At 59.9% G+C, this 16,674-nt stretch carries 15 protein-coding genes and 1 pseudogene; 8 read left to right on the forward strand and 8 right to left on the reverse strand.

The features are described 5' to 3' along the window. Positions 1–7: 7 nt before the first annotated feature. On the reverse strand, positions 8–757 hold the full coding sequence (locus ASC97_RS22225) for a glycerophosphodiester phosphodiesterase family protein (RefSeq protein ID WP_057470526.1): 750 nt from the start codon (positions 755–757) through the stop codon (positions 8–10). 755 nt (positions 758–1,512) lie between these two features. Here ASC97_RS22225 and ASC97_RS22230 point away from each other — a divergent pair. Further along, positions 1,513–1,737, forward strand: a complete 225-nt coding sequence (locus ASC97_RS22230) for a hypothetical protein (RefSeq protein WP_057470527.1) — start codon at positions 1,513–1,515, stop codon at positions 1,735–1,737. Between the two features lie 49 nt (positions 1,738–1,786). Here the strand turns inward: ASC97_RS22230 and ASC97_RS22235 are convergent, their stop codons facing one another. After that, positions 1,787–2,428, reverse strand: a complete 642-nt coding sequence (locus ASC97_RS22235; RefSeq protein WP_057470528.1) for a metallophosphoesterase family protein — start codon at positions 2,426–2,428, stop codon at positions 1,787–1,789. Between the two features lie 162 nt (positions 2,429–2,590). Then, positions 2,591–3,226 carry a GntR family transcriptional regulator gene (locus ASC97_RS22240; protein WP_057470529.1) on the reverse strand — a complete coding sequence of 212 codons (636 nt, stop codon included), beginning with the start codon at positions 3,224–3,226 and terminating at the stop codon, positions 2,591–2,593. A 173-nt stretch (positions 3,227–3,399) separates the two neighbouring features. Here ASC97_RS22240 and ASC97_RS22245 point away from each other — a divergent pair, with 173 nt between their 5' ends. The 5 genes from ASC97_RS22245 to ASC97_RS22265 are packed head-to-tail and all read left to right on the forward strand — an operon-like array spanning position 3,400 to position 7,951. After that, entirely contained in the window at positions 3,400–4,824 is a 1,425-nt protein-coding gene (locus ASC97_RS22245; RefSeq protein WP_057470530.1) for a M20 family metallopeptidase, read from the forward strand. Beyond that, the gene (locus ASC97_RS22250) at positions 4,821–5,540 is read left to right on the forward strand and encodes an ABC transporter permease (RefSeq protein ID WP_057470531.1); all 720 of its coding nucleotides are present in this window, start codon (positions 4,821–4,823) and stop codon (positions 5,538–5,540) included. Before ASC97_RS22245 ends, ASC97_RS22250 begins: the two co-directional genes overlap by 4 nt. After that, positions 5,540–6,280, forward strand: coding sequence for an ABC transporter permease (locus tag ASC97_RS22255; protein ID WP_057470532.1), 741 nt, complete (start codon positions 5,540–5,542; stop codon positions 6,278–6,280). The genes ASC97_RS22250 and ASC97_RS22255 overlap by 1 nt, the downstream gene beginning before the upstream one ends. Beyond that, positions 6,277–7,059 carry an ABC transporter ATP-binding protein gene (locus ASC97_RS22260; RefSeq protein WP_057470533.1) on the forward strand — a complete coding sequence of 261 codons (783 nt, stop codon included), beginning with the start codon at positions 6,277–6,279 and terminating at the stop codon, positions 7,057–7,059. The genes ASC97_RS22255 and ASC97_RS22260 overlap by 4 nt, the downstream gene beginning before the upstream one ends. A 34-nt stretch (positions 7,060–7,093) precedes the next feature. Next, positions 7,094–7,951 (forward strand): transporter substrate-binding domain-containing protein, encoded by an 858-nt coding sequence (locus ASC97_RS22265; RefSeq protein ID WP_057470534.1) that lies wholly within the window; start codon positions 7,094–7,096, stop codon positions 7,949–7,951. 183 nt (positions 7,952–8,134) lie between these two features. Here ASC97_RS22265 and ASC97_RS22270 read toward each other — a convergent pair whose 3' ends face one another. Further along, positions 8,135–9,193, reverse strand: a complete 1,059-nt coding sequence (locus ASC97_RS22270) for a Gfo/Idh/MocA family protein (RefSeq protein WP_443216766.1) — start codon at positions 9,191–9,193, stop codon at positions 8,135–8,137. 61 nt (positions 9,194–9,254) lie between these two features. Beyond that, complete coding sequence (locus ASC97_RS22275) at positions 9,255–10,745, reverse strand: GMC oxidoreductase (protein WP_057470535.1); 1,491 nt, start codon at positions 10,743–10,745, stop codon at positions 9,255–9,257. Positions 10,746–10,874: 129 nt separating this feature from the next. On the opposite strand from ASC97_RS22275, the gene ASC97_RS22280 reads away from it, so the two are divergent. Continuing rightward, on the forward strand, positions 10,875–11,759 hold the full coding sequence (locus ASC97_RS22280; protein WP_057470536.1) for a sugar phosphate isomerase/epimerase family protein: 885 nt from the start codon (positions 10,875–10,877) through the stop codon (positions 11,757–11,759). Between the two features lie 26 nt (positions 11,760–11,785). On the opposite strand, the gene ASC97_RS22285 is transcribed toward ASC97_RS22280, so the two are convergent. The 3 genes and pseudogenes from ASC97_RS22285 to ASC97_RS22290 form a co-directional block, all read right to left on the reverse strand. Continuing rightward, entirely contained in the window at positions 11,786–12,649 is an 864-nt protein-coding gene (locus ASC97_RS22285) for a sugar phosphate isomerase/epimerase family protein (RefSeq protein WP_244481541.1), read from the reverse strand. 89 nt (positions 12,650–12,738) lie between these two features. Next, positions 12,739–13,016, reverse strand: a pseudogene (locus ASC97_RS35490) (alpha-hydroxy-acid oxidizing protein); the annotation flags it as partial. Positions 13,017–13,874: 858 nt separating this feature from the next. Next, positions 13,875–14,201, reverse strand: coding sequence for a hypothetical protein (locus tag ASC97_RS22290; RefSeq protein WP_057470537.1), 327 nt, complete (start codon positions 14,199–14,201; stop codon positions 13,875–13,877). Between the two features lie 281 nt (positions 14,202–14,482). On the opposite strand from ASC97_RS22290, the gene ASC97_RS22295 reads away from it, so the two are divergent. After that, positions 14,483–16,669, forward strand: coding sequence for an adenylate/guanylate cyclase domain-containing protein (locus tag ASC97_RS22295; protein ID WP_057470538.1), 2,187 nt, complete (start codon positions 14,483–14,485; stop codon positions 16,667–16,669). Positions 16,670–16,674: the final 5 nt, after the last annotated feature.

Consider the following 16,674-nt stretch of genomic DNA (forward strand, 5'->3'; position numbering starts at 1 on the left):
AATCGCACTATGCAGCCGCGTCGCGCGATCTGGTGCGGACGGCCAAGGCAAGCGAGGGGTCGTCACTGGTAATCCAGCCGACGCCCGCCCCAAGCCATTGTTCGAGTTCCTCTCGCTCGTTCAATACCCAGCAGCAAAGACGTTCGCGCGACACGAGTGCCTCAATGTCGGAAGACGAAGCGGCAAGCAGCGTCTTCTCCACGGCGACGAGGTCAGCAAGTTCTGCAGCCCGCGCGACTGTTGCAGCCACACCAAGCGGCTCTGCAGACCTCGCGTTGATCGAACACAGACGACCGATATCCGGGGCGACACGCCGGCATCGAGCAAGAACCTCAAGATTGAAGCTCGTGAGCAAGCTGCGCTTGGCAATACCGTGGCGCCGGAGCGTACTAGCAACCAATGCTTCAAGCCCTTCGTAAGGTATGCCATCGACGTCGGCCTTGAGCTCGACGTGAAGTCCCAAAGGCCGTGAGGAGGCAAACAGCGAAAGCGCCTCGTCGAGCGTCGGGATAGGTTCATGCGATCCTTTGAGGCAGGCCGTCCGACGCTTATCGGGCGATAGCGCCCTCACCTTGCCCGTTCCCTCGACCGTGCGATCGAGCATGGCGTCGTGAATGACGACGACTTCACCCGCATCGGTAAGGTGCACGTCGAATTCGATGGCATCGACTGCCAGCTCCAATGTCTTCCGGAACCCCTCCATCGAGTTTTCGGGCCATTGGTTGCGTGCGCCGCGATGGCCAACGATCTTCGTCATGGGTTACCTCGTCTTAAAAACTGGGCGAGCGGAGTGATCGCAGCATCGGTCTGCACGAACGGACAGGCGGACGTCGCCCGCCACCTCAGAACGCCGCATGGGCCCCTTTCATGCCGATGCCAAAGTGAATTGCTCAAGCTTGCTTCCCCGTTGCAGTTGATTGGTGTTCGCTTGGACTTATAGGGGTGGCAAATAACCGTGGCATGACATCTGCTCCCAGTCGTGAGCAGATGCTCAGAACGCCGCACGCGAACTCAGCGCTGCCTGGAAATAAAAAGGTTCGCTCCAAGCGAGCCAGTGAGTGTTGTAGTTCCGCACTCGGCTCTTAGTTGGAGCGATGCTTCAGTAGTCGAGCTGAAGTGTGGGAAGTTGGCGATGTATTGCGAGTGGAATGAAGTCAAAGAGCGACGGCATTATCTGATAATGTTTACCTCGGTCTGGCTTGCAGCTATTGCGCTCGCATTTCTCCCTGTTTGGTGGATAGTTCGGGAAACGACTTTCTAGCCCGTCAAAGGCGAGCGACTTCGACCTATGCTCCCCGCGACAGGAGTAAATGCCACATCCACTTCTGCTTTCGACACACTTTGCAGAAAACGTGATCCCGCAGCGCGTGTAGAATATTTGGGATGTGATCTGCGTTCGTTATCCGGACGACCGGCCCGCCGAAAGCGAGCCGTCCTTTAGTATTCTCTAATTTTTAGCTTGAATTCTCTCGCGCATGCCTTTTTGATGGGGCGACACGGGGAGAATTGAAGATGGCGCGATACAAAGACAAACGCCGGTTTCGCTGCGAGGGTGAAGCAGGGAGATCGTATGTTATTGTCGAACAGATCAAAGTGGCCCGCGGACTGGGCCTGCCAAGAACGGACTACATGACGGAGGACGGGGAAATCGCGAACCGTCTCGATGACGATCATTTCCTGATTCTCTTGAACAAGGAAATTGTCAGCGTTCTGAAGCGTCCGGGCAAAGGCCATTAGTCGCGTTTTGCACGCGCCACTGGCCAACGAGAGTCGATCCTGCTTCTGCTCAGGAACAGACCTCGATGAATTCGATTGGGCCTCCGGGGATGCGGTCATCGAAAACCGCGCAGGATAACCGGCCTCCGAAAACACATGCACTATCGAGGTTGGTTCGGTTTCCAGTCGTCTGCGGGTTCTTAGGCGAGGGTGTATGGCCGTGCACGAGATGCTTGCCCCAGTATTCCCCCGAGTAGCCGGCGGGGAAGCGCGTCCACATTAAATCGTTGGCAGTCTGGTCCTCAAAGTAGATGCCATCCCTGACGCCAGCGTGCACGAAGATGCGATGTTCGTCCTGATGTATCATTGGCAAGGAAGCGGCCCATCCGAGATGGACTGCGGGGATGTCATTCCCGTATGATGTCAGCGTCTCCAGACCGCCATTGTCAAGCCACCAGCCTTCGTCATAGCGGCCATCTTGAGCGCCGACCATCATGTCTTCGTGGTTGCCCATGAGGGTGATCCACTTCCAGTCCGCCGAATTTGGACCCTCAATCAGCCTCCGGACAACTCCGCAGCTGTTGGGACCTCTATCGACGTAATCGCCAAGGAAAACAACGGTCCCAGCGCCGTAGCCCTCAATCCGGCGAAGCATAGCTTCCAGCTGAGTGTAGCATCCATGGACATCGCCGACGGCAAACGTGAGGCACATGCTCTCAACTCTTTCTACCACTATGACATGACCCACTGGGACGATCGGTCTGAGGGAGGGACATAGGGCGCCGGCGTGAGATGTCGCGTGGTTGGTCTCGCGCCCTTGCGCGCAACCCAACATGAAGACGCCAGCGTCCGCCAGTGTTTCGCGCTCTAAGGATCAGCGTTGCAGGATGTGCTGACGCACCAGAACCTTAAGCCGGTCGGTATCACTGGCTGCGATTGCATCGACCATCATGTGATGTTCGCGGCCGGACTGCTCCACACGCGCACGCGTCCGCCACTGGGAGACCGGAGCGGACGATGTCCGCTGACGGATCTCCGTGATGAGTTCCACCAGTTCAAGATTGCCGCCGAGGGTCAGCAGATGGCGATGGAACGCCAGGTTGGCTTCATAGAGTTCCAGCGTCGTGCCGTTCAGCACCATACGATCGAAATGCTCCGCCAGTTGCCGCAGTCTCGCGATCTCGGCCGACGACGCCTTCTCGACGATTGCCTCCGCGACGGCGGTCTCGAGAACAATGCGGATTTCGCTCACCTCCCGCGCCCGCCGTCCGTCTGGTTCATAGACGTGGTAGCCACGGTTGGGAACATGCTCGACCAGCCGTTTCTGCGCGAGGCGATCCAACGCCCGGCGCACTTCCGGGCGCGTGCACTTATAGCGCCGCTCGAGGTCGATCTGCTTCAGCCAGGTTCCCGGCAATAGAACCCCTGCGAGAATATCCTGCAGCACAAGATCTGTTACGTCCCGTGCGTCAGATACTTCCGACTTCGAATCGATTACGGCGTCCGCCATTCACACCCCCAATTTTCCACCACTCTTATCATGCCAGATCGAATTTCTGTATGTGCGCGAGGTGCTTAAGAAGGCCAAAAATTATTCATGCACACGGATTGCGCAATAAATTTTTGTATCCTAAATTGGCACCAATTTTGGATACTATGTGAAACCGGATTGCTTTGAAAGCCATGAAAAACTCGAATTCCGTTTGGGACATCGTCGAAGGCAAGCGCGAGGCCTTCTTCGCGCTGAGCGACCGTATATGGGACATGCCGGAAACGAACTACTGCGAATACCGCTCGGCGGAAGAGCATGCACGCCGGCTCGAAGCCGAAGGCTTTCGCGTCGAGCGCAGCTTTGCCGGCCTTCCGACGGCAGTCATGGGCGAAGCAGGCGAAGGTGGTCCGGTGATCGCCATCCTTGGCGAGTTCGACGCGTTGCCCGGCATGAGCCAGGTAGCCGGACTCCCCGAGAAGCGCGAGGCCGCGCCGAACGGCAACGGTCACGGTTGCGGGCACAACATGCTCGGCGCCGGCTCGATGCTGGCCGCTGCCGCCGTCAAGGATTTTCTCGCCGAAAACGGCCTGAAAGGCCGTATCCGCTACTACGGCTGCCCCGCGGAAGAAGGCGGTTCGTCGAAGGGTTTCATGGTACGATCGGGCGTCTTTGACGATGTCGACATCGCCATCTGCTGGCATCCGGCAGCGTTTGCCGGCATCAACAATCCGGTTTCGCTCGCATGCAACGAGCTCAACTTCCATTTTACCGGCCGTGCCTCGCATGCGTCCGCGACACCGCATCTCGGCCGTAGCGCGCTTGACGCCGTCGAGTTGATGAATGTCGGCGTGAACTATATGCGCGAGCACATGCCCTCGACCGCCCGCATCCACTATGCCGTCACCGACACCGGCGGCCATGCACCCAACGTCGTTCAGGCGCGTGCAGCCGTCCGCTATCTCATCCGCGCGCGAAACCTGCCCGAACTGCATTCACTGGTCGCCCGCGTGAGGAAGGTGGCGGAAGGGGCGGCGTTAATGACGGAGACGTCCGTGCGCAGCGAAGTGATCAGCGGCGACGCCAACCTCGTCGGCAACCGTCCCCTCGAGGAGCTGATGTTCGCAAACCTGCAACGGCTTGGCCCCCCGGTCTTCGACGAGCTGGACCGTAAGACGGCCCGCGCGTTCCAGCAGACCATGAGCGCCGAGGACATCTCCGCCTCCTATCAGCGCTTCGGACTAAGGGCGAAGAAGGACCAGCCGCTCTGCGAGGAAATCTTTCCGCTCTATGCCGGCGACAGCACGATCGTCGGCTCGACCGATGTCGGCACCGTCAGCTGGGTCGTGCCGACGGTGCAGATGCGCGGCGCGACGTATGCGATCGGGACGCCCGGCCACTCGTGGCAGCTGGTCGCCCAAGGCAAGCTTCCCGCCGCCCACAAGGGCATGGAACATGCGGCAAAGGTGATGGCGGGCACCGCCATCGACCTCATCCGCAACCCGGCGCTTATCGAGGCAGCCAAGGCGGACCTCGAGGCTCGCCTCGATGGGACGCGGTTCGTCAACCCCATCCCCGACGACGTTCAGCCGCCGCTGCCCGAAAGAGAGGCGCAATGAACCAGCCCGGCATCCTGGAACTCGTAAGCTTCGGCCCTAACGGCTGGGGCAAGGCGCTGCTGGCCGGTGCGTGGATGACGATTCTGATCGCGCTGGCCGGCTATTCGATCGGAGCCGTGATCGGCTCTTTCGGCGCATGGGCAAAGATTTCGGGCGGTCGCGGCCTCAGGATGGCGGCAGACACGTATACGACCGTTTTGCGCGGCATCCCCGACCTTCTGGTCATTTACCTCTTCTACTTCGGCGGAAGCGCGCTTGTGACCGCCATCGGCCATATGTTCGGCGCCGGCGGCTTTTTTGGCTTTCCCGGCTTCCTCGCTGGCTCGCTCGCGGTTGGAGTGACCTCCGGAGCACAATTTACCGAAATCTTCCGTGGCGCCTTCAGGGCCGTGCATCCGGGCGAAATCGAGGCGGCCGTTGCCTGCGGCATGGGACGCGCCCTTCGCTTCCGCCGCATCATCGCGCCGCTGACGCTGCGTCACGCGCTGCCCGGGCTCGGCAACGTCTGGCAGGTGGTTCTGAAGGAATCGGCGCTCGTCTCGATCACCGGCGTCGCCGAACTCCTGCGCCAGACGCAGATCGCCGCCGGGTCCACCGGCCTGCCCTTCGATTTCTACGTCATTGCCAGTGGGATCTATCTCGTCATCTCGACCGGCTCCGGCCTGTTTCTGCGACGTGCTGAAAAGCAGCTGTCGCGCGGCGTAAGGAGGGTCTGATGGACTGGGGCTTTCTCACCGAAACCTTCCTCAACCTCATCTCGGCGATCCCGCTCACGCTGACGCTTGCGGTAAGCTCGATCGCTCTCGGCGCGGTCCTGGCGCTGGCCATCGCCCTTTGCCGGCTTTCCGGCGTGCTTGCGCTCGAATGGTTTGCGCGCGCCTATGTGTTCGTCTTCCGCGGCACGCCACTGCTCGTGCAGATCTTCCTTATCTACTACGGCCTTGGCCAGTTTGCAGCGGTGCGGCACAGCTTCCTGTGGCCCCTCCTGCGGGAACCTTACTGGTGCGCAGTCCTGGCGCTCACCATGAACACTGCCGCCTATGCGAGCGAGATCATTCGCGGCGGGCTGCAATCCGTGCCCTTCGGCCAGATCGAGGCGGCGCGCGCATGCGGCATGCCGCGGTTCATGCAGTTCCGCCGCATCGTGTTGCCGCTGGCAATCCGCCAGGCGCTGCCCGGCTACGGCAACGAGATGATCTCGATGGTGAAGGCAACGTCGCTCGCGTCGATCATCACCCTGATGGAAGTGACAGGCGTAGCGGCGAGAATTATTTCCGAAACCTACCGCGCCATCGAGGTCTTCATCGTCGCCGGTGCCATCTATCTCGCGATCAACTTCCTGCTGACGCGGCTTGTTCATCTCGTCGAATACTGGCTGAGCCCGCATCTGCGCCTCCCCCTTCCCCACCATTCGGCGACCGACGCCGCCCCCGCACTTGAAGGAGACGCCCGATGACCGTGGCGAACGGCTTCCTGCCCCCGGTCGCGCTCAGCGTCCGCAACCTGCACAAGAGCTTTGGCTCCGTCGAAGTCCTTAAAGGCATCTCGCTCGACGCGCATGAGGGCGACGTCGTGTCGATCCTCGGCTCCTCGGGTTCGGGAAAGTCCACTTTCCTGCGCTGCATCAACCTGCTGGAGACGCCGAATTCCGGCGAAGTCACCGTCGGCGGCGAAACCATTCGGATGGTCCCTGATGGCAAGCACGCCAGTCGCCCGGCCGACCGCCGGCAGGTCGACCGCATTCGCTCTCATCTCGGCATGGTGTTCCAGAGCTTCAATCTCTGGTCCCACAAGACCGTGCTCGAAAATGTCATCGAGGCGCCGGTGCACGTTCAGGGCCGGTCGAAGGCGGAATGCATCGAGGAAGCCGAAGCGCTGCTTGCCAAGGTCGGAATCGCCGAGAAGCGCAATTTCTATCCCTCCCATTTGTCCGGCGGCCAGCAGCAGCGCGCAGCGATCGCCCGCGCGCTTGCTATGCGTCCGAAGGTGATGCTCTTCGACGAGCCGACGTCAGCGCTTGATCCGGAACTGGTCGGCGAGGTGCTGCGTGTCATGCGCAGCCTTGCCGAGGAAGGCCGCACCATGCTGGTCGTCACTCATGAAATGGGCTTTGCCCGCGACGTTTCCAGCCGTGTCGTTTTCCTGCACAAGGGCGTCGTCGAGGAAGACGGCAAGCCGCAGGATGTCTTCGTCAGTTCGCGCTCAGAGCGCTTCAGACAGTTCATCAGCAAGTAGAGTTCAACCCAAGCAACGAAAAAGGGGACAAAACATGATCATTTCTTCACGGATATTCGCGGCGATCTCCGCCACCGTCCTGGTTGCAGCCGCAACGGCTGCGCACAGCGAAGACAAGAAGTGGACGGCAGTTTCGATCGCCACCGAAGGCGCCTTCAAGCCCTACAACTTCACCAAGCCGGACGGCACGCTCGACGGCTACGAGATTGAGCTCAGCAAGTATCTCTGCGATCACATGAAAGTGGAGTGCAAGGTTGTCGTTCAGAACTTCGACGGCATGATCCCGGCGCTGAACGCCGGCAAGTTCGACGCCATCATCTCCGGCATGTCGGCGACTGCCAAGCGCGAAGAGGTCATCGCCTTCAGCGACTCATATGGCTCGACGGGCCAGGCATTTGCAACATCCAAGTCGAGCGAACTCGCAAACCTGCCACAGAAGGGCCAGGTTTTCTCGCTCGCCAGTGATGAAGCAGGCGCCGTTGCTGAAATCGACAGGATCAAGCCGATGCTGCAGGGCAAGACAATCGGCGTGCAGACAGCTTCGACCGGGGCGGCCTTCGTCAACAAGTATCTCAAGGATGTCGTTGAGGTTCGCGAATACAAGACGACTGAAGAGCACGATCTCGACCTGAAGGCCGGCCGGGTCGATCTTGTCATGGCATCCATGGCCTACCTCACCACCGCGTCGCAGAAACCGGGCAACGAGGACATGACGACGACGGGCCCGCGCTTCCAGGGCGGTTTTTTGGGGCGCGGTAGCTCCGTTGGCCTGCGCAAGGACGACTCCGAACTGAAGGCGATGTTCAACGACGCGATCGCAGCTGCAAAGGCAGACGGCACAATCAAGATGCTTTCGGAAAAGTGGTTTGGCTTCGACGTTACGCCGAAGTGATCTGCCCGACTGCCGTGTCGAAGCCCGGCCGGGGAATCCTCTGCCGGGCCACTCGCGTATCGAAAGCTAAAATCCTACCGTCTCCGCCACCTTGGATCCCCTCACCGGTCTGTTCGGCCCTGGGATTCGGCAGACGCACAACGACGCGGCTTGCCGGTTCGGCCAGCCAGCCTTAAATTGGACCTATAGCTTCACGGGCTGACCGGACCGAACACTTTCGTCCGCGGCAAGGCAGATCTTCAACGAGGTCACGGCATCGTCCATGTGGCGTGTAAGATCGAGGTCTTCGGTGACGGCCCGATGCACAAAATCCTGCTCGCGATCGCACAGCATTTGATGATCAGGCTCGTCATGCATGTCCAGCCAGTCGTCGCTCCGAACGAAACTGCCCGCCTCATCGGTCTCCGCGTGGTGAACCCGCAGCCGCGAAGTCTTCGTATGCGCGTCGAGACTTGCAGAACTCGCACCTTCATCCATGACGATCGAGACGGAGCCTCGCGGCGAGATCACGTCTTTGACGAAAAACGCGGTCTCCGACATCATCGGTCCCCAGCCCGCCTCATACCAGCCAACGCTTCCATCCTCGAACAGAACTTGGAAGTGGCCATAGTTATACATGCCCGCCGGCAGCCCCCTGGCCAGCCCCAGGCCCATGCCGCGAACCTCGACCGGCTTTGAATCGGTGATCTGGCACATGACGTCGACATAGTGAACGCCGCAATCGACAATCGGGGACGTCGATTGCATGATTGAGCGATGAATATTCCAGGCGCTGCCGCTCGACTGCTGATTGAGATTCATCCGGAACACGTAAGGGCCGCCGAGCTGACGTGACTCGTCGATCATCCGCGTCCAGGACGGATGATGTCGCAGGATGTAGCCGACGACCAGTTTCCGACCATTGGCCCTGGCTGCCGCCACCACGCGCTCCGCATCTGCAACATTGGAAGCCAGCGGTTTTTCGACGAAAACATGCGCGCCGCTTTCGAGTGCGGCGACTGCCATGTCTGCATGTGTGTTGGTGTGCGTTGCGATCGAAACGACGCGCGGCGACAATTCCGCCAGCGCTTTCAGATAGTCATGGCGCAGCGGATAGCCGGAAAGGTCTTCCGGCAGAACCGGCGTGGATCGATTGACCAAGCCGACCAGGTCGAAGCCGGCATGCTTGTGATAGGCCAGCGCGTGACTGCGTCCCATCTGGCCGAGACCGACGACGAGGACCGACAGGGGTTCTGCTTGCAATAGGATTCTCCGGATCTGTTCTCGATCGAATGGCGGACACTGCTGTATCCGCGGGCGTTCTTCAAGCTGCGTGGCGTTTAAGGGCGGCGATACGGCGCGCACCGAGAATAGCCAGGGCCACGGAAAACAGCGTCGGATTTGTCGCGGTCATCGTCGGGATGATGCCATTGCCGGCGACATAGAGATTGTCGAAGCACCAGACCCGGCTGTCCCGATCGCAGACGCTTGACCCATCATCTTCGGCGCCCATGCGCATCGTGCCTTGATAATGCAGCGAACTGCCGACAGGCAGAACGCTGGTTTCAAACCCATCCGCCGGGCGTCCGATCGTCTTGGCAATTCGCATAGCCAGTTCCTTGCCCTGCTCAAGCCGTTCGAGATCGTCGGGCGTCTTGTGCGCCTTGATGGAGATCGATGGCAACCCAAGCCAATCTTTCTTGCTTTCGTCGAAGAGAACACGATTGTCCGGTATGACATCGGACGCGCAGAACACGCCAATAAAGACAGGCTGGCCGTTGAATGTTGCGGAGAAAGGCAGTGTATGGGCGCTGGTCGGGGCTATGGTCACCGAAAATGGCCAATCATCGGCACGGGGAATCCAGCTCATTGATTCCATCGGCTTATCGGTGTCCATTTCGATGAGCTTGGTCACCTGGTAGTGGTCGTTGATATATCGACCAAGGGCGTCCGGACGGATACCTGACGCGTAAAGCAATTGTGGGGAATGCAGCGAGTCGGCGGCGACGATCACTGTGCCTGCCTCAACCTGCCAGACCGTATCGTCCTCCAATGAGACCAATTCGACCCCGCTGGCCTTCCCCCCTTCGTGAAGAATTCGCCGGCACGCTGTCTTTGTTGCAATCCTAAACAGGTCTCTCGGCTCGTCAACCATCGGTCCGAGGATCACATCCGTTCCGTGCCGCAAAAAGCCGCCCGGGATAGGCGTGCTCGCCAACGGCATGGGCCGGACACGGCGATCATGAGGCCGTCCAGAATTGAACAGACCGGCCAACCGCTCGCGAACATTGTCGGCAATAGCGTCGCCCGGATGCAGATCCGCGTTGACCTTCAGCAGGGTTTCCGCGCGCCCGAGCGCTTCCGACATCAGTTCAGGATGGATAAAGGGAACCAGCTCGGCTGCCGATGGCCTGGGGCACCCTGTCGTCCACTTCGTTCCCATGCCGCCGACGTTGGCAGCCGAAAAACCCGCAAACAGGGTGTCGTCTTTCGTGTCGCCGTCGTTGGCCATGTACAAGCCCTGCCGGCGCAAAAGCGAAGCATCGAACCGACCGGCCCGCCGCTCATCCCATTCAGCCCGCGTGATCGGCGCGTAGGGCGATGGCGTCGGGCCTTGCGCTTTGATTTCGGCTTCTGCGCGGGCCTGATCATCGAGGATGTTGTCGAGATGAGCGCCGGTCTCAGACTTGATCTGGGGGCCGGCTTCCACCATCAGAATCCGCGCCTCCGGCCATTCGTCGCGTATGACCCTTGCATAGGCTGCCCCTGTCGGGCCGCTTCCTATGATGACGACATCGGCAGACTTCTCGGACATTGCGGCTGGTCTCCAAACGCTTCATCTCTTTGATAACAAAGAAAGATGTATCGAAGCGATTGTCAATCACGATGTTGACAGTCTCAACCATGTTCTCGATGCTGGCCTCACAGACATTGAGGAGTCCCCATGAAAATCGGCCTGAGTTCCTACAGTTTTCGCCCTCTGATGCTTGATGGCGCCATGCAGATCGAGGATCTGTTCACCTGGATCAGGGACCATGGCGGCGAGCATCTCGAGCTTGCGACGCTATCGATCGCGCCGCCCGGAGAGGATATGAATTACGAGCTTGGCGCTGATCAGGAAGGCCTCGCGCGTCTGCGCGCAGCGTCCCGCCAGACCGGCATTCCCCTGTCGGGCATTTGTATCGCCGCCAACTTCATCGATTCCGATGCCCGCCGCCCGCAAATCGAGCGGGTCAAGCGCTACGTCGAACTCTGCGACCGCCTCGATGTGCGCTTTCTTCGCCACGATGTCGTGCCCTGGTCCTTGCGGGCGACTGAGACATCGGAGTTCGAGAAGGCTTTCCCCATCATCGCCGAGGCGTGCCACGAGATCGCGGTGCAGGCCGAACGCTTGGGTGTTACGGCGAGCGTGGAGGATCACGGGTTCTTCATGAATTCCAGCGAACGCATCAAGCGCCTGATTCATGCCGTTGACCTTCCAAGCTTTAAGATGACGCTCGATGTCGGCAATTTTCTATGCGTGGACGAAGACCCACTGATGGGAACGAGAGCAGCGATCAAACATGCGAGCTTTGTCCATTTGAAGGATTTCTACATCCGCCGGACCAAGCCGGGTCCGGGGTGGCTTGAGACGCTCGGCGGCCAGCATATTCGGGGCTCGGTGTTCGGCTTTGGCGACATGCCGGTCACGGAGATACTCAAGAGCGTGGTCGAATCCGGCTATGACGGGTTCGTATCGCTCGAATACGAGGGCAATGAACCGACCTTGTTGGGCTGCGAAACCGGCCTTGCGAACGCGCGCCGGCTGTTTGCCGAACTCGCCAGCTGACACCGTATGGCGATCGTATCGTATCGTCACGCCGCGACGATACGATCGACGCGTTCCTTGATGGCCGCCAGTCTCTTTCGGTCACCGCCAGGCACCTCGACCGAGGCCCAGCCCGAATAGCCGATCTCCGACAGGGCCTGATTGACCGCCGGCCAATCGCAGTCGCCATCGCCCAACTCCACATCGAACCCTTTCCATGGTCCTTGTGAATTCATCTTGCCCAGGCTGAATTCCTTGACGTCGATCTTGAGGATGCGCTCACCGAGCGCCTCGATCCAGTCTGTCGGCCTTCCGTAACGCAGCACGTTGCCGACGTCGAAATACCATCCGACCAGGGGATGGTCACACGCGTCGACGAAACGGGCCGCCTCCAGCGGGCTTATAAGGAAATCGTTCCAGACGTTTTCCAACGCGATTGAAACACCCGTCTCCTCCGCATGGGGGAGCATCTTCGCAATCTCTTCGAGTGACCGGTCATAGGCCGCCTTGTAACTCGTGCCGTCTCGGACCACACCCGGGACGAGCAATACCGTATCGGCGCCATAGAGCTTGGCATCGTGAAGCGCAGTTATCATGGATGCAACACATGCCTGGCGGGTTGCAGGATCGCTATCCGTCAACGGGCTTTTCCAGTGCACTGAATTCACCACGCCCGGGATGGCGAGGCCTGTCTTTTCGCGAGCATTCAAGATCTCGTCGACGGGAAGTTCATTTGGAGAGTCGAGCTCGACGCCATCGAAGCCGAGATCCCGCACGATCTGAAATTTCTCCAGGATCGACAGCCGATCCTCCTCGATCATCGTCCACTTCAGACTGACCTTTGCGATGGGACGCGGGACATGCGCTTTGACTGAGGTTGAAAGTGCCGGGGAGGATGTGAGATCGGTCATGCGTTTCTCGGGAGCTTGCGATTTGGATTTCTTCGCCGGCAATATGGCAGCGAACCCTCGACCCATCAACGCCTTGTTTTCACGATGGTTCACCGATCAGACTGGCTGCACGGGCCGGCCGAACGTCCTTCGATAATACGCGAGGCGATATTGATGCGGCGGGCCGGATTGCCTGGTTGCCGCGGATGCTCGATACGCTCGAGCAGGAGGCGCAGGCCTACTGCGCCACATTCCTGGCCTTCCATGTGCGCACAGCCGCAAGTGACGGTGAGATCTGGGTGGCCGACGCGACAGCGGCGGCAATATCGCTACCCCGGCGAATACCGCTATCGAAGACGATGGGAACGTCATCGCCAACTGCGTCACGCGCCGCCCTTCGACGCGGCGTCCACAGGACGTTGCAGCTGTTGCGGCGCGAGTTCTGGACGACACTCGGACATCGTGGGTGTTCATCTGTGGCGGACGTCTTCGCGTGTCCTCGCCTAAACGGCGACCCAATGAGGTGGTCGATCAGCGCAAGCGGCAACGTTTCTGGCGGGGGGTCAAGCGCCAGACTTCGCTGGTATTTGAACCTGCATTTCGCGACGGGATTGTGTCTCGGATTTGGCATACCGTCTCGAAGCTTCGTTTGCACCAGAAGACGCCCTTGATGAGGCTCGGAGCGCCGACCCGAGTGCCCACCTAGAGCCACCCCGATCTTTTGAACCGAAAGTGTAGGACGACAATCATTCAAACAGTCTTCAGTGCATTGAAGGAGCTGGAGCGGGGCGACGATGTCATCCTACTCGGACCTTTACCTCGAAAGGCCGCAGAGACAATCGCCGCTGAGTTAAGATCGGTGGTGCCGGATCCTCGGCTCACACCAGCGGATACGACTGCTGATCCTTCATGCGATCGCAAAGAAGTCATTTTTTGACTGGGGTTATGAGCGGAGGGGAAGGATCGAGCAGCGAGCATGATCGAAATGAGACCACAATCCCTGTGATCTGACCTGACAGACGCTGCGCTCACATCGGCTCGAGCGCGGGTACGCCGCTTTGGCTTTACGAGGAAGAGCCGATACGGGAACAGGTCAGGCAAGTCCGCAAGCCCGGCCATCGTTGCACGTCGCTTGACGATATCGTTGACCGATTTGGGCTCGTCAGCGGCTCGGGGTGAGACGTCGGTCTGGGCTATCACTTCAAATGGATCCATTGGCGGTCGCATGGGATCAGGTGCAGGGCAACTAGGCAAATACGGCAACACAGACGGCCGTCCAGATTAAGGCCGTCCCCAGTGCCATCGCTCGCCTGGCGTCGACGACTTTGTCTGCATCCTCCTCAGCTACAGGTGTGGTCACAATCCAAGGCACGGAACCCAGTGCTGCAAATCCGATGATAGCTACAACCATCACAAGATAGTCGATTGAATGCCAGCGCCCTTGTTCATACACTCCCCAGTAACCGAGAAGCGCCATTCCCACTGCAAACATGGTGGCGGACGCAGAGCAAAGCCCTGTAACGGACCCGGTCGGTGCACGCGTGTTGCTTTTTCCACGTGTTTGCAAGTTCATGACGCGATATCCATGACGGTTGGTTGTCTCCTTGCAAATATGTCAGGAATTGAGCGCGGCGAAGCGCTGGTGATTCTTTGGGACGGCCGCGAAAACCCCCGCCTCGGTGTAGGATGGACACCCATCCGCAAAGATGTCAGGGGGGCGTGGGCGCTAAGCGTATCGCGAAGCGCGCTACACTCAGATCGTATCGGCTGGACACATCCAGGTTTCCGGAATAGGACTAGAATAAGCCACCCGGCAGACGCCTGAGCCAGCGTGGAACGCGCAAGGCACAAAATATGGAGCGACGGCTTACCGCGATCCTCGCCGCTGACGTAGTCGGCTACAGCAACCTCATGGGAAACGAGGAGGTTGACACGCTGGAACGGCTAAAGTTCTGCCGCCGCGAGCTGTTCGACCCTGCCGTGGCGGAGTTCCGCGGCCACATCATAAAACTCATGGGTGACGGTGCCCTGGTCGAGTTTGCCAGCGTGGTCGATGCAGTGCAGTGCGCCGCGGCGATCCAACGGAGGATGGCGGGACACGATCCGGCTATCCCGGAAGCACGGAAGATCCGCTTCCGCATCGGTGTGAACTTGGGCGACGTTATCGTCGAGGACGGCGATATCTATGGTGATGGCGTCAACGTCGCCGCGCGGCTGGAAGGCTTGGCTGAGCCCGGTGGTATTTGTATATCGGGCACCGCCTTCGATCACGTGCTTCACAAGGCCGATGTGGGGTTCACGAGCCTTGGCGAGAAGCGGCTCAAGAACATTCCCGATCCTGTTCGCGTCTACCGCATTTTGCTGGATTCCAGCAAGGCGAGTGAGGTTGCCCGAAGGTCCCGTCGACCGATCGCCCGCACCGTGATCTTGCCGGCGATCGGGATTGCGGCGCTGTTGATTGCCCTGCTCGCAACCGCTGTGTTGACATTCGATTGGCGTGCCCCCCTGGCGCCAAGCCGGACGTCGGTCGCGATCCTGCCGTTCGCCAACCTGAGCGGCGATCCAAAGCATGACTACATCTCTGATGGCATCACCGAAGATCTTATCACCGACCTTGCCAAGCTTGCCGGCGTCGATGTCATCGCCCGGGATTCCGTCTTCGCGTATAAGGGCAAGCCTGTCGTGCTGGCGGATGCAGCGCACGAACTCCGCGTGCGCTACTTGGTCGAGGGCAGCGTTCAGCAGTCCGGGGAACAGCTTCGCATCAATGCGCAGCTCATCGACATGACGAGTGGCAAGAGCGTCTGGGCTGACCGCTTCGACCGCCATGTAGCTGACGTGTTCGCCATTCAGGACGACCTGCGGCGAGAGTTGGTGAGCGCGCTCGGACTAAAGCCTTCGGCGACGGAAGCCAAACGACTGTCGCGTGCGCCGACGGCCAATCTTGAGGCCTACGACTATTTTCTGCGTGGTGAGCAGACAGCGCGCACCGGTGAGCGCGACGGGTTGCAACAGGCGCTGGCGTTCTATGGCAAGGCAGAAGAGCTCGACCCCACCTTCGCCGAGGCCTTTGCTTTTGATGCGCGCACAACCGTCAATATCTGGCGCGCTAACTTTAACGGCATCATTCAGAGCGCTCCCGCACGAAAGAGAGCGTATGAGAAGGCAAGCGTTGCCTTGAAGCTCGATCCGGACCTCGCATCGCCTTACGCCATACTTGGCATCATGCAGGTCGTGGATCGCCGCTACGAGGAAGCGATCGCCTCGGCGGAGCGCGCCGTCGCGCTCGGCCCGGGCGATGTGGCCGCACAGATCGCACTGGGCTACGTTCAGCTGTTCGCAAGCAATCACGCAGAGGCGGGCGTGGCCGTCGAAACGGCGTTGAGGCTCGACCCTAGTCTATCGCCCGTCGACCGGGAAATCGCCGGCCTCGTCTTTCTGCTGAAAGGTGACACCGCCGGTGCCGTCGAAACCCTCGAACGCACACGTGACGACGCGCCGGCGGTCAGCGAGTTCTGGATAATGCTCGCTGCGGCCTATGCACGCGCCAATCGCCTCCCGGATGCGCGCGCCGCACTCGCTGGCGGCTTACAGCTTGTAGCCGGCTCTGAATCCAATCAACGGTCTTTGTCGGATTGGCGGATCGCCTTTGCGCATTTTCGTAACGCCCAGGATCTGGCGCTCATCATTGACGCCCTGCGGGAGGCGGGCTTGCCAGAGTGGCCGTTTGGATTCACCGCTGACGAAAGGGACCGGGTCAACGGCGCTGCCTTAGCGTCCCTCGTTCTCGGCCACACGTTGAAGGGCCAGCTCGAACCCGGCGGTCAACCGGCGATCCTGCAGATCGGACAAGATGGAAACGCGGCATTTCGCTCCGTGACCCGAATGTACACCGCGAAACTGTATGTCGATCAGGACCTCTTGTGCGAACAGAGCGAGAATCTCTTCGGGCGGCCCGATTGCGGTCCCGTTTACAAACTTAGTGGAGGCTATACCTACGTCAACTCAGGCACCATCTTCCACTTCACTGTAATCGACTAAAGAGC

The organism is Rhizobium sp. Root1203 (assembly GCF_001424945.1).
Lineage (GTDB): Bacteria > Pseudomonadota > Alphaproteobacteria > Rhizobiales > Rhizobiaceae > Rhizobium.